Raw genomic sequence first — 13,322 nt, 5'->3', positions numbered from 1 at the left:
CCTCGGCGATGCCGCCGACAAATGGTGGCCCACCTTGCTGAAGGGGCTGCCTCGGCTGACGGCCTTGGCCTGACACCCAGCGTCACCAAGATTGACTCGCCAAGTAAGGCGGCCACAACGGAGGTCGACGGCCACGGCTGCGCCGGCGCCAGACATCAATTCCTGATCGTTATGAAAAGATCGGCCAAAAGCCGAATCGGGTATATGCCAACCGTCTACCAAGCGACCGCATGAGGTTGAAGCAGGTCGGTACCGGCAATCGATGGACTCAACACGCTCGTTCTGTGCCCTGATGAATGAGGCGGGGTCATGCTGTCGGTCCTGCAAGACCGTTCAGTCTTTGCTGTGCCTAATAGGTCAATCAAGCAGAACGTCTTGCCTTGGCGCGCCAAGAGGCGACTAGTTGTGGCATTATATTAACTATAGCCGATTGACCGCTTCTGGCCGTTTGCTGCCGTTATTTAACTCGCGGCAAGGAACAAGGTGCTGGCCTTTTGCCTCCGCGCGTTCTCTTCCCTCCAGCGAGAGGTCTCTGAGGGCTTTTCTCTCACGAATAGCGCGACTCTCGCCATTCTCCCGCTGGCTGCCTCGATGACGTTTTCCATGCGGCGCGCCGCCCCGATGTTGAGGCGATGGCGGGCGGGGCCGCCTATTCTTGGGCTAGCCACGACGACGGCGGTGCCTCGATGCTACCGACCGTGCCGGATAGCCCGGCTCCGGTCGATAACCCCGGTCGGCCGCCGTCGGGACGTGGCGTTGGCGTCTGAGGGGTAAAGAACGATGGCAACGCTGATCGTGTTTCACGAGGTCGAGGATGGCGAGCACTGGGCCAAGGCCTGGAAGCCAGGGCCGGGCAGCCGGCACGAGCTGTTCGCCCAGATCGGGGTCACCGCTCGCACCTTCAAGAACCCGGAGCATCCGAACTCGGTGGGGCTGATCCTCGAGGTGCCGGATATGGAGCGCTTCCAGGCCTTCATGGCCACCGACGAGGTCAGGAAGGCCATGGAGAAGGACCGGCTGAAGGTCGAGACCATGCGCATGCTCGGCGAGTTCTCGCCCTGATCCGATCCGGCCGGGAGCGACGCGAAGGGGGCTCGACCGAGAGAGTCCGGGGGATGTGAGCGCCTGGGTGGCTGGATATCGGCCGCCCGGGTTGAATAAGTCGCCTTTGACCATCATCCACTGATGAGAGCGCCGTGGCCTGTGCGATCGCGCTCGCCCGTTCACTCGACATGTTTACCAGAGGAGGTTGCCCTCATGGCCTTTGCACCCTCGAGCATGCAGCTCACCAGCTCCGCCTTCGCCCACCACGAGGCGATTCCCACCCGCCACACCGGGGAGGGGGAGAACGTGTCGCCGGCGCTTGCCTGGCGCGACGCGCCCGAGGGCACCAAGGGCTTCGCGGTGATCTGCCATGACCCGGATGCCCCGCTGGTGCAAAACGGCAGCTACGGCTTCGTGCACTGGCTGCTCTACAACCTGCCGGCCGACGTCACCGCGCTCGACGAGGCCACTACCGTGGGCACCGCCGGCGTCAACGATACCGGCAGCCTCGGCTACGGCGGCCCCATGCCGCCGGAGGGCCACGGCGTGCACCTCTACTACTTCTGGGTGCTGGCGCTGGATACCGTCACCGAGCTGCCCGAGGGGCTGACCCTGCCGGAGCTGCTCGAGAAGATCGAGCCGCACCTGCTGGGCATGAACCGCCTGGTCGGCAGCTACCGCCGCGACTAACGGCCCGGAGCCGAGCGCCTGCAGCTGTTTGAGTCACCAACCTAAAAGGTGCCTGGCGAGGCGCCGTCCCAACGAAAACGCCACGGCTTAGCCGTGGCGTTTTCGTTTCCGGATGGGCGAGCGCGTCAGCTGCGCTTGCCGCTACCCGGCCAGGCCTTGCGGTCGACCTTGTCGGCCAGCTTCGGGAACTGGTCGGGGTCGAAGCTCGGCTCCTGGCCGGCCTTGAGCTGGCGCTCGTAGTCGCGGAACAGCGCGAAGGCGACCGGCGAGAGCAGCAGGATGGCCACCAGGTTGATCAGCGCCATCAGGCCCATGGAAAGATCGGCGAAGCTCCAGATCGGCTTGAGGCTTGCCACCGCGCCGATCATCACCATGGCGAGCACCGCCAGGCGATAGATCAGGATCGCCAGCGCCGCGCGCTTGGGCCCGGCCAGGTACTCGATGTTGGACTCGCCGTAGGAGTAGTTGGCGATCACCGAGGTGAAGGCGAATAGCAGGATGGCGATGGCGATGAACTGGCCGCCCCAGTCACCGACCTGCTGGGAGAGCGCGATCTGGGTGAGCTGGATGCCGTTGGCCTCGTCGCTCGCCAGCAGCTCAGGGCCTGCCATGATGATGATGGCGGCGGTGGCGGTGCAGATCACCAGCGTATCGAGGAAGACGCCGAGCATCTGCACGAAGCCCTGGGCGGCCGGATGGTTCGGCTGGGTGGTGGCGGTGGCGGCCGCGTTCGGCGCCGAGCCCATGCCCGCCTCGTTGGAGAACAGCCCGCGTTTGATGCCGTTCATGATCGCCTGGGCCACGGCATAGCCCATGGCGCCGCCGGCGGCCTGCTCGAGGCCGAAGGCGCTCTTGATGATGGTCATGAACGCCGCCGGGAGCTCCGAGGCGTTTAGCATCACCACCACCACGGCCAGCATCAGGTAGAGCACCGCCATCAGCGGCACCACCAGCTCGGCGACCCGGGCGATGGACTTCAGGCCGCCGAAGATGATCGGCGCCACCACCACGACCAGCGCCACCCCGACGCTCCAGGTGGGCAGCGCGAAGGCCTCTTGCATGGCCTGGGCGATGGAGTTGGACTGCACGCTGTTGAAGGCGAGGCCGAAGGCGATGATCAGGCAGACCGAGAAGGCCACCGCCAGCCAGCGCGAGCCGAGGCCGCGCTCGATGTAGCGCGCCGGGCCGCCGCGGTAGGTGCGGTCGCCGTGGTCGACCTTGTAGGCCTGGGCCAGGGTGGACTCGATGAAGCTGGTGGCCATGCCGACCAGCGCCGTCATCCACATCCAGAAGATGGCGCCGGGGCCACCGAAGTAGATGGCGACGGCCACGCCGGCCAGGTTGCCGGTGCCGACCCGGGCCGCGAGGCTCGTCGAGAGCGCCTGGAAGGAGGAGATGCCGCCATCCGCCTCCCGGGAGTGGCGCAGCAGCTTGAACATGTGGCCGAAGTAGCGGAACTGGATGCCGCGGGTCATGACCGTGAAGTAGAGGCCGGCGCCGATCAGCAGGTAGATCAGCAGGCTGCCCCAGATCAGGCCGTTACCGGCGGCCACGAGGTCCGTGAAGAACGAGGGGAGGGTGAGGTCCATGGTGTCGAGTTTGCCCGTATGCGCGATGAATTCGGGGCGTTATTCTTCATGAATGGGTGGAAATGGCAAGGATCACTGAAAATATCGTCATTCACGCGGAGATATTTTGTCAATTGGCGAGAGACAGCAGGTTGTTTCTGCCCAAGGATCGATCGATATCCAGGGAATCCCAAGGGAGGAGCGGATGTTCATGTTCGAGGGAGGCTTGTTGCGCGTGCGGAGAGATGCCGGGCAAGGCTGAGCGGGAGGCCGCAGGGAGAATACGAGCGGGCCGGCGGGGCTAGACGGGCGAGATTGATGCCGGGGCGGCGGGGGGAGTGAAGCGAGATGCCGGCGAGCTCGAGGCGAGCGAGCCTGGCACGATTCGCGCCACCGGGCGGCGGCGCGAGCGGGGATCAGGCGTAGGTGTTGATCTGGGTGCCGACGCTGCCGTCACCGGCAAGCTGCGGTTCGGCGGATGCCGACTCGAGCAGGGCGGTGACCTGCTGCTGCTGGGTGTCCAGGGCCTCCTTGAAGATACTCATCTGGGCCTGCTGGGCGGTCTGCGCCTGCGACAGCGCCTGGGACTGCGCGACGACGTTATTGACCGATGTATCCATTCGACATACCTATATGAGTGGGTTCCGCTACTACGCTAGCAGCTTCCTACCCGGGCCGAAAGTCATCCGGTTCCGGTCGCGCCGCCCGCCTCAGCGATAGCCGGCCATCAGGTCGCGCACCAGCGGGGTGTCGGCGTCGCGATGGGTGGGCAGCTCGAAGCGGGCCCGGGCGATGGCGGTGCGCGAGAGCGTCGCCTCGATCAGCATCTCCCGATTCTCGGCCTGGGCGAGGATTTCGCCGCGCGGGCCGAGGATGCGCGAGCCGCCCCAGAAATGGCTCTCGCCCTCGGGCCCAAAGCGGTTGGCCATGATCACCGGGGTGCCGTAGGTCATGGCGTAGAAGTGCAGATTGACCGCCCAGTTCTGCTCGTTGGAGAAGTCTTCGCTGACGATGCCCGAGGCCGAGTTGATCGGCGCGCAGAGCACCGCGGGCCGCGCCAGCAGGGCGGCGTGAACGAGGCCCGGGTTCCAGAGATCGGCGCAGATCAGCGAGGTGGCCGACCAGCCCGGCCGCACGCTGCCCTGGGTGAGCTCGCTGCCGTGGGTGAAGAGCTTGCCTTCCTCGAGCCCGCCGTAGGTGGGCAGGTTGAGCTTGCGATGCACGGCCTGGAGCTCGCCGTGCTGCAGGATCGCCAGGGCGTTGTAGTACTCGCCGGGGCTCGCCTCCTCGACGAAGCCGACTATCGTCTGCATCTCGCCGGCTTCTCGGGCCAGCTCGGTCAGCCGCGGATCGTGGGCCGGACAGGCCAGCTCGATCACCTGGTTGCCGAGGCTATAGCCGGTCAAAGAGAGCTCCGGGAACACCAGCAGATCCAGCCCCGACTGGCGGGCCTGGGCGATCATCTCGCGGTGGCGCTCGAGGTTGGCGTCGACATCGCCGAGGCGGGCGTTGATCTGGGTGGCGCCGACACGCAGGTGGTCCTGATAGTGCATGGTTGCGTCTCGCTGTTAAGGACGGGAAGGGGAGAGGCCGCGGATCATCGCACCCCCATGGAGGTGCTTCAAGGCGCCCGGCGGGGCCACGCAAGAAGACCGCCCGGAGGCGGCCTTCTAGCATCGCGCGAGCGGGTCAGGCCCCGCGTCTTACCGCAGATCGTTACAGCAGCTCGTGGGTCTCGAGGAAGTCCGTGGCGACCTCTTCGATGGTGTCGCGCTCCACGTCGACCCGGGCGTTCAGGGCGGCGATGGTCTGATCGTCGAACCGCTCGGAGAGGGCGTTGAGCTGGCCCTCGAGGGCGGGATTGGCCTCGAGGGTCGCCTCGCGCACCACGGGCGTCAGGGCGTAGGCCGGGAAGAAGCCCCGGTTGTCCTCGAGCACGCGGAAATCGAAGGCCGGGATGCGGCCGTCGGTGGAGAAGACCAGGCCGACATCGACGTTGCCGTCGCGCAGGGCGGAGTAGATCAGGCCGGTATCCATGCGCACGATATCATCGCGGCCGACGCGAAAGTCGTAGGCCTGCTGCAGCGGGCGCCAGCCGTCCTGTCGGGAGTAGAACTCACTATCCAGGCCGAAGGTGAGGCCGGCATCGTCGTTGATCGTCTCGGCAAGATCTTTGAGCGATTCGATGCCCAGGCGCTCGGCGTACGCTTCGCGCATCGCCAGGGCATAGGTGTTGTTGGCGTCGGAGGGCTCGAGCCAGATGATGTCCTTCTCGGCATCCAGTTCCTTGACGCGCTGGTAGGTGGCCTCGGCCGACAATGACTCACTGATGTCGTTGTAGACGATCAGCGAGGTGCCGGTGTACTCCCAGTAGAGATCGATCTGGCCGTTTTCCTGGGCCTGGCGCAGGACGCTGGAGCCCATGCCGTCGAGGGTTTCCACCTCGTAGCCGAGGGTGTCGAGGTACTGGCTGGTGATGTTGGAGAGGAGAAGCTGTTCGGTGTAGTTCTTGCCGCCGACGGTGAGTTCATCGGCGTGGGCGGAGCCCAGCAGCAGGGCCGAGGCGAGGCCCAGGGAGGAGAGCGTGTGCGGCAATCGCATTTGCGGAGTCCTTTTCCATCAATGGACTCCTAGCCTGACACGAGGTCCGTCCAAGGCCAAGTATCCTTTGGGCGGCCTCCCGTTCATCCTCTGAGCGGCCCCGGGCGATGCCTGCGAGTCGCCCGGGGTGACGGCAATGATCAGAGCAGGTCGTGCTCCTCGAGGAAGTTTTCGGCGACGCGCTCGATGGTCACCTTCTCGACGTCGACTTGGGCGTTGAGGTTGGACATGGTCGTGTCGTCGAGCAGACCGGAGAGGGTGTTCATCTGCTCGGCGAGCTCGGGATTGGCCTCGAGGGTCTCCTCGCGCACCACCGGGGTCAGGGCGTAGGCCGGGAAGTAGTTCTGATCGTCGTCGAGCACTCGGAAGTCGAAGGCCGGGATGCGGCCGTCGGTGGCGAACACCAGGCCGACCTCGACCTGGCCGTCGCGCAGCGCCTGGTAAACGAGGCCGGAATCCATGCGCTTGACGTCGCTACGGCCGACGCGGAAGTCGTAGGCCTGCTGCAGCGGACGCCAGCCGTCCTCGCGGGCGTAGAACTCGGCGTTCAGGGCAAAGGTCAGGCCTTCTTCATCGCTGACCGACTGAGCCAGGTCGGAGAGGGTCTCGATGCCGCGCTCCTCGGCGTCATCCTCGCGCATGGCCAGGGCGTAGGTGTTGTTGGCCTCGGAGGGCTCGAGCCACACCAGGCCCTTCTCGGCGTCGAGCTCCTTGACGCGCGAATAGGTCTCTTCCGGCGACAGGCGCTCGGTGACGTCGTTGTAGTTGATCAGCGAGGTGCCGGTGTACTCCCAGTAGAGATCGATCTGGCCGTTCTCCTGGGCCTGACGCAGTACCGCGGAGCCCATGCCGGAGCGCTTCTCGACGTCGTAGCCCAGCGAGTCGAGGTACTGGCTGGTCATGCTGGCCAGGATCTGCTGTTCGGTGAAGTTCTTGCCGCCCACCACGATCTCGTTGGCTTGGGCGGCGGTCAGGCTGCCGGCCAGTGCCGCGCCGGTGAGCAGGGTCATCAGAGTCTTCATGGAGTCGCTCCTTGTTGTGATTTCTGGGTCGTGTTGAATCGGTCGTGTTGAATCAGTCGTGAATCCTTGATTGCAGGTGCTGCGCTTCTCGATGCTGCGGGTCTCGCTGCGTCCTGGCGCCGCGCCGGGCGTATCAGGCCCGGCTCGGGTTCACCCCTCGCGGCACCACCAAAAAGGCGGTGATGGCGATGAGCATGTCGACCACGATCGCCAGCAGCGCCGTGGGGATCGCCCCGGAGAGCATCATCACCGGGTCGTAGAGATCGATGCCGGTGAAGATCAGCTCGCCCAGGCCCCCGGCCCCGATCAAGAAGGCCAGCGGCACGGTGCCCACGTTGATGGCCAGTGCGGTGCGGATGCCGGCGAAGATCACGTACAGCGCGTTGGGCAGCTCGACCCGCATCAGGCGCTGGCCGGGCGACATGCCGATGCCCGCCGCGGCCTCCTTGAGGGCCGGCGAGACCCCCTTGAGGCCAGTGTAGGTGTTGCGGGTGATCGGCAGCAGCGTCGCCACGAAGAGCCCGAACACGGCGGGCACGGTGCCGATGCCCAGGAAGCTCATCGACAGCGCCAGCACAGCAAGCGTCGGGATGGTGGTGCCCACGTTGAGCACCTGCATGGCGGACTCGGCGACCCGCGCCATGCTGGGGCGCGACAGCAGGGTGCCCAGCGGGATGGCGACGAGGATCGCCAGGCTGCCGGAGATGGCGGTCAGCCACAGGTGCTGCACCGCCAGATACTGGATGTCCGGCAGGTAGAAGATGAAGTCGTCGATCACGCCGCTGGATTGGCTCCAGATGCCGGCCATGAAGACGGCCACGAGCACCAGCAGGCGCATGGCCCCGGAGAGGTTCAGCGTCGGCATGGGCTTACTCCTCGCTGGCCGATGATGACGGTGACGCCTCGCCGACCGTGTCGTCGGCCCCGGAATGGGCGCGATAGCGCGAGCCCAGATGGTGGGTGATCGACCGCTGGGTGATCTGACCGACGATGCGGCCCTCGTCGTCGACGCAGGGCACCCAGGTCATGTCGTTGGAGAACATCAGCGAGGCGACCTTGCGCAGGTCGTCGTCGAGGCTTACCACCACCGGCACGCTCTGGAAGTGGTCGCGGCAGTGACCCTTGGTGGTGCGGGCCACGGCGGCACTGATGATGCCCACCGGCTGGCGCTTGGCGTTCACCATCACGATGCTGGTCTGGTAGCCGTAGTCGCCGATGCGCGCAAGCGCGGTCTCGAGGGTGTCATCGGGGCGCACCAGGCCAATATCTTCGCTGGCGAGATCGCGCACCTTGACCAGGTTGAGGCGCTTCAGCGCCCGGTCCTCGCCGAGGAAGGACTCGACGAACTCGTTCTTGGGGGCGGCGAGCAGCTCGTCGGGCTGGGAGTACTGCACCAGCTTGCCTTCGCGGAAGATGGCGATGCGATCGCCCATCTTGATCGCCTCGTCGATGTCGTGGCTGACGAACATGATGGTCTTCTTGAGGTCCTGCTGCATCTTCAGGAACTCGTCCTGGATCACCGCCCGGTTGATCGGGTCGATGGCGCCGAAGGGCTCGTCCATCAGCATCACGGGCGGGTCCGCGGCCAGCGCCCGGGCCACGCCGATGCGCTGCTGCTGCCCGCCGGAGAGCTCGCTCGGGTAGCGCTTGAGGAAGGCGTCGGGCTCGAGCGCGATCATGCGCATCATCTCGCGGGCGCGCTCCTTGTACTTCGCCTTGTCCCAGCCCAGGAGCTTGGGCACCACCGTGATGTTCTCCTCGATGGTCATGTTGGGGAACAGGCCGATCTGCTGGATCACATAGCCGATGCTGCGGCGCAGATCCTGGGTATCGAGGCTGGTGGTGTCCTCGCCGTTGATGAACACCTTGCCCGAGGTCGGGCGGATGATGCGGTTGATCATCTTCAGGGTGGTGGTCTTGCCGCAGCCGGAGGGGCCGAGCAGGATGCAGATCTCGCCGGTCGGCACCTCCATGCTGATGTGGTCGGCGGCGGTCACGGCGCCCTTGGGCGTGTCGAAGACCTTGGTCAGGTTATCGAGTCGAATCATGTGGCGGTCCTTGTCAGGTCGGCAGCGGTATCGGATCGGCAGAAGGGGGGACGGCTCAGGCAGCCGCGGCGGCGCGGTCCATGCCCTTGGGCGTCAGGCGCTTCTGCAGTGCCAGCAGCGAATAGTCGACGATGATCGCCAGCACGCTGACGGCCACGGCGCCGATGATCAGCTGGCGCGGATCGGACTGGGAGATGCCGCGGCTGATGAAGGTGCCGAGGCCCCCGGCGCCGATATAGGCGGCGATCGCCATGACGCCGATGTTGAGCACCACGGCGGTACGCACGCCGGCCATGATCACCGGCACGGCCAGCGGGATCTCGACCATGCGCAGGCGCTGGTTGGGACTCATGCCGATGCCGCGGGCGGCCTCGCGCAGGGCCGGGTCGACGTTGTTGATGGCCGTGTAGGTGTTGCGGATGATCGGCAGCTGCGAATAGAGCAGCACCGCGATGACCGCCGGCAGGTAGCCGATGCCCTGACCGATCAGCGACAGGATCGGGATCATGATCCCGAACAGCGCGATGGAGGGGATCGTCACGATGATCGAGGCGATATAGAGCACGGTCTTGGCCGCGCGCTCGTTCTTGGTGATGGCGATACCGATCGGCACCCCGGTCAGGGTGGCGATGCCGACGGCCACGCCCACCAGCGAGATATGCTCGACGGTGCGGGATAACAAGAGCTCCAGGTTATCCAGCGCGTACTGAAACAGTTCCAATCGACGTCTCCTTTCTTCTTTGCCTCTGATGCCGGCCCGCGCCATCGCTCGGGGCGGCCGGGGAGTCGTGCGGCGTCGACACCGCGCGCAGGGCAGTGTCAGGGGCTGGGGCGCGAAAACCGGCGTAGCGTATCAGAGTCACATTGCCAATTGTTATTGATATGAATGACGATCCAAAATGCCAATTATTGGTATCGGTGATGCTGTCCGCGAAAGGCGGGGGTTGGCATGAGAATAGGGGCAAGGGGGCCATTCGGCTAGCCGAAGGCGTCCGGGGGAGGCGGCGAGGGGAGCCGGGCATGACTGCCGGTTCAGGCAGCCAGCAAGGAAGGCTAGCGGGTCTGGAAGGCCACCCGGGTGCCGTAAGCGAGCACGCTCTGCGGGTCGCTCTGGGTGGCGGGCAGGCCGATCATCTCGTCGGTGACCTCGGCCCAGGTCAGCACGCCATGGGTGATCCCCAGCGGCAGCAGCGCCCGGCTCACCCACTGGGTGCCGGTGAATCGCTTGGCCTGGCCGTCGGCACCGACCAGCTGGCTGACGCCCTGGGCATGGTGCAGGCGCACCAGGTAGTAGCCCTGGTCGATCGATTGCACCTCGACGGTGAGCATGTCGACACCGGGCACGTCGATAGCAGGCACGTCAATGGTGGAGACCCGGCCGGCTCGCAGCCAGTCGCCGAGGGCCTCGAGGGTCACGCGTTCGGGCAGGGGAGCGGGGCTTGCCGACATGCGGGTGTCCTTTGCGGCGGGGTAACAAACAAAATCTATACCCGGCTAGCGCAATGTACAAGATGACGAGTCGACGCGACGTCGGTCTGGTCGACCTGACGGTCGTTAAACGCCGTGTGGCTCAGCCGCCGGGTGGCAAGATGTCGAGCAGGGAGGCCGAGATGTGCGCGCGGAATTCACCGATGAAGTCCTGAGCCAGACGCGAGAGCGGCTGTTCCTGGGGCGTGGGCAGATAGAAGGTGTCATCCAGCTCGGCGGTGAAGGGGCGGATCGCAAGGTTCCGGTCGGCGAAGACTCGAGCGCTCAGCGGATCGGTTTGCATTGCCCTCTCGCGATTCCCTTCTATGTTTCCCCAACAGAGAGCATCTCGCCTCTGCGAACGCTGTCGTCGCTTACGGCCGGAGGTGCCGCTTCCTCGGCGCTCGGATGCCGGATCGGTGGTGACGGAGGACGTCACACCGGGGCCGTCTCTGATACCGTGGAGCGGGGTCGCTGTTGGTATGCCGTGCTCTGCTCTACCTTGGTCGGTGAGCCGGGGCGGTCCGGCGCTGGCCCTCCCGCCCATAGCTGCTGCTCTCGTGTGCTGCAGTGTATCTATGCATTCAGAAGGTGAGGGAGTCATGGTGATCGACGCCAATAACTATATCGAGCAGCCGCGGGCGGTCATCGTGCGCGGAGAACGATGCTTGACGACGACATGGGCCGGCATCCTGATGGCGCGCCGTGAGGAGGTCGTATGAGGTCACCGTCCAGCACGGGGTTCGCACTGCTCGGCGCGGCGCTGATCGCAATTAGCTACGGCCTCGCGCGTTTCGCCTTCGGTCTGTTCGTGCCCCCCATCCGCGAGGAGTTGGGCCTCACGCCGTCGGTGATCGGTATCATCGGCGCGCTGCCACTGATCAGTTTCCTGCTGGCCACGCTGATCGCGCCGCTTGTCACCCACCTTTTGGGTGCCCGTAACGCGGCGGTGCTCTCCGGGGCGTTCGGTGTCGCCGGCCTGGCGATGATCAGCCAGGCGCCCGGTGCGCTGTTGCTCGGGGCAGGGGTGTTCGCCTGCGGCATCTGCACCGGCCTGATGATGCCGGCGCTCACGGCCGCCATGCAGGCATTGGTGAAACGCTCGCTGCATGGGCGCGTCAGCTCGGTCATGAACGCGGGGACCAGCATCGGCGTGATCGTGGCCGTCCCGACAGTGCTGTTCCTGGTCGGCGCCTGGCGTCTCGCATACATCTCCTTTGCCATCCTGGCAGGTGTCGGGGTGATTGCCGCCTGGCTCTTCCTGCCCTCGGTGTCGAGGATCACGCCGGCCAACGCCGCACCGCCGCCGCCGATCCGTGAGCTGCCCTGGTCGCGTCTCGTCAGGCTCTCGCTGTTCGCCTTCGTGATGGGCTTCGTTTCCGCCGCCTACTGGATCTTCGCCCCCGATCTGGTGGTCACCCTCGGCGGCCTGCCATCCGGCGCCACCGGGTGGTTGTGGCTGGCGGTGGGCATCGCCGGCCTGGGCGGTGCCGTGGTGGCCGACCTGGCCGATCGCAACAATCCGCCTATCACGCACTCGCTGATGCTGATGATGCTCTCCGCTAGCCTGGCCTTGCTCGCGGCCAGCCCCGGTCAAACCGTACTGGCGGCCTTTTCCGCGCTGGTCTTCGGCCTGGCCTACATGAGTCTGACGGGGCTCTACCTGATGACCGGCATCCGCCTGCTGCCGGGCCGACTGGCGGTGGGGCCGGTATTGCCCTTCATGGCGGTATCGCTGGGGCAGGCGACCGGCTCTCCCGTGGTCGGCTCGCTGGTGAACACCTTCGGCTATGCCAGTGCGTTTGCCATGTTCTCCTCGCTGGGCATCCTCTTTGCCATCCTCTCGCCGTTTTATCCTGGCTACATTGCCCAGGCCGAAGAGGAAGAGGCCGAGGAAGAGTCCGGTCTCCAGGCGGCGTACGATTACCAGCTGCAGGATGAGGAGGGCGAGCCATTCCATCCCGCGGCGGATATCGAGGAAGAAGCCGAGGAGGCCGAAGCCGCGGCAGCCGCTGAGGAAGCCGAAGTCGCTGAGGGAGCTAAAGCCGATGACAAAGCTAAAGCCGATGCAGCCCTTGAGGCCCAGGAAGAAACCGAGGCCAAGGAAGCCAAGGCCGAGGAAGACGCCAAGGTTGACGACGATGCTGAAGCGGATGGAGAAGCTAAGGCCGCCGGCTCGCTGAAGCCAACCAATAAGGGCGACACCTGAGTGGTTTGGGCATCGGCATATTCGTCCGGGAGCTACCTGATCGATGGGCCAGTCGTTGTCGAGCGTCTATCTCGTTGTTCAAGGAAGGTCCGCGCCTGAAGTAAGCAGTATCGGGGTTGTTCCCGCGTCGCAATAATCCAGTTCGCTACCCGGTCGCGCCTTTCCTCGGCTGTCCGGGTGGCGGATTGCTTCTATCTCGCGGCCCTGCCGAGTGACGATGACACCTAGAGGTCCCATGGTGTCTCGGGCGCCAATGGGTGCGGGGCTGATCGATGTCGGGCCGTCATGAGAGCGTTTACGGCTCGATGCGTCCGTTAATACTCCACTCTGTTTCTTCTCATCACTCTATTAGCCTGAATATTGCATCAGTATCGCGAGTTTGGCCTGGCGGGTGAGCAGGCCAGCTCTTCATGCTGGATGGCGCGAGAATCGCTCACTTTTTGATCGATTTCCCGCCTTCAAGACGCACTGCCCCCTACCCCCATTGTTTATCTCGTGCCGGGGACAGCACCCTGCCGGTCATCCCGGCACCAGTTTCTTGATCAGCTTGAGGAAGAGGTCTTGGTCGGGGTAGTGGCTACTCAGCATCAGCCGGACGCGCCGGGTATTGCGGATCACCACGCCACCGATCTTCAGCAACTTCAGGCGCAGGGTGGTGACCTGGGCCGTGGCG

Annotated in this window: 14 protein-coding genes; 3 read left to right on the top strand and 11 right to left on the bottom strand. The window is 65.2% G+C overall.

The window, feature by feature from the left end; translation table 11 throughout:
* Nucleotides 1-780: 780 nt before the first annotated feature.
* Nucleotides 781-1,062 (top strand): hypothetical protein, encoded by a 282-nt coding sequence (locus BM388_RS16745; protein ID WP_089852277.1) that lies wholly within the window; start codon nt 781-783, stop codon nt 1,060-1,062.
* A gap of 195 nt (nt 1,063-1,257) precedes the next feature.
* Nucleotides 1,258-1,734 carry a YbhB/YbcL family Raf kinase inhibitor-like protein gene (locus tag BM388_RS16740; RefSeq protein WP_089852275.1) on the top strand — a complete coding sequence of 159 codons (477 nt, stop codon included), beginning with the start codon at nt 1,258-1,260 and terminating at the stop codon, nt 1,732-1,734.
* 125 nt (nt 1,735-1,859) lie between these two features.
* Here BM388_RS16740 and BM388_RS16735 read toward each other — a convergent pair whose 3' ends face one another.
* The 10 genes from BM388_RS16735 to BM388_RS16690 form a co-directional block, all read right to left on the bottom strand.
* Nucleotides 1,860-3,323 carry an alanine/glycine:cation symporter family protein gene (locus tag BM388_RS16735; RefSeq protein WP_089852272.1) on the bottom strand — a complete coding sequence of 488 codons (1,464 nt, stop codon included), beginning with the start codon at nt 3,321-3,323 and terminating at the stop codon, nt 1,860-1,862.
* A 395-nt stretch (nt 3,324-3,718) separates the two neighbouring features.
* A complete protein-coding gene (locus BM388_RS16730; protein ID WP_089852270.1) occupies nt 3,719-3,922 on the bottom strand; it encodes a putative motility protein in 204 nt (67 codons plus the stop codon).
* A gap of 90 nt (nt 3,923-4,012) precedes the next feature.
* The gene (locus BM388_RS16725) at nt 4,013-4,855 is read right to left on the bottom strand and encodes a nitrilase-related carbon-nitrogen hydrolase (protein WP_089852268.1); all 843 of its coding nucleotides are present in this window, start codon (nt 4,853-4,855) and stop codon (nt 4,013-4,015) included.
* A gap of 163 nt (nt 4,856-5,018) precedes the next feature.
* The gene (locus tag BM388_RS16720; RefSeq protein WP_089852266.1) at nt 5,019-5,903 is read right to left on the bottom strand and encodes a glycine betaine ABC transporter substrate-binding protein; all 885 of its coding nucleotides are present in this window, start codon (nt 5,901-5,903) and stop codon (nt 5,019-5,021) included.
* A gap of 140 nt (nt 5,904-6,043) precedes the next feature.
* Nucleotides 6,044-6,925 carry a glycine betaine ABC transporter substrate-binding protein gene (locus BM388_RS16715; protein ID WP_089852264.1) on the bottom strand — a complete coding sequence of 294 codons (882 nt, stop codon included), beginning with the start codon at nt 6,923-6,925 and terminating at the stop codon, nt 6,044-6,046.
* 133 nt (nt 6,926-7,058) lie between these two features.
* A complete protein-coding gene (locus BM388_RS16710) occupies nt 7,059-7,790 on the bottom strand; it encodes an ABC transporter permease (RefSeq protein ID WP_089852262.1) in 732 nt (243 codons plus the stop codon).
* A gap of 4 nt (nt 7,791-7,794) precedes the next feature.
* Nucleotides 7,795-8,973 carry an ABC transporter ATP-binding protein gene (locus BM388_RS16705; protein ID WP_089852260.1) on the bottom strand — a complete coding sequence of 393 codons (1,179 nt, stop codon included), beginning with the start codon at nt 8,971-8,973 and terminating at the stop codon, nt 7,795-7,797.
* A gap of 55 nt (nt 8,974-9,028) precedes the next feature.
* Nucleotides 9,029-9,694: an ABC transporter permease gene (locus BM388_RS16700; protein ID WP_089852258.1), complete on the bottom strand. Its 666-nt coding sequence runs from the start codon at nt 9,692-9,694 to the stop codon at nt 9,029-9,031.
* Nucleotides 9,695-10,026: 332 nt separating this feature from the next.
* A complete protein-coding gene (locus tag BM388_RS16695; protein ID WP_089852256.1) occupies nt 10,027-10,422 on the bottom strand; it encodes a DUF6482 family protein in 396 nt (131 codons plus the stop codon).
* Nucleotides 10,423-10,543: 121 nt separating this feature from the next.
* Nucleotides 10,544-10,744: a type 2 periplasmic-binding domain-containing protein gene (locus BM388_RS16690; RefSeq protein WP_089852254.1), complete on the bottom strand. Its 201-nt coding sequence runs from the start codon at nt 10,742-10,744 to the stop codon at nt 10,544-10,546.
* A gap of 414 nt (nt 10,745-11,158) precedes the next feature.
* On the opposite strand from BM388_RS16690, the gene BM388_RS16685 reads away from it, so the two are divergent.
* Nucleotides 11,159-12,649: an MFS transporter gene (locus BM388_RS16685; RefSeq protein ID WP_245781583.1), complete on the top strand. Its 1,491-nt coding sequence runs from the start codon at nt 11,159-11,161 to the stop codon at nt 12,647-12,649.
* Nucleotides 12,650-13,168: 519 nt separating this feature from the next.
* Here BM388_RS16685 and BM388_RS16680 read toward each other — a convergent pair.
* Nucleotides 13,169-13,322 (bottom strand): transposase (locus BM388_RS16680; RefSeq protein ID WP_175535140.1); only part of this gene is annotated, 154 nt, incomplete at its 5' end.

Origin of the sequence: Halomonas saccharevitans, assembly GCF_900116405.1 — a bacterium.
Classification (GTDB): domain Bacteria; phylum Pseudomonadota; class Gammaproteobacteria; order Pseudomonadales; family Halomonadaceae; genus Halomonas; species Halomonas saccharevitans.
This window is presented reverse-complemented; position numbering and strand designations above follow the sequence as displayed.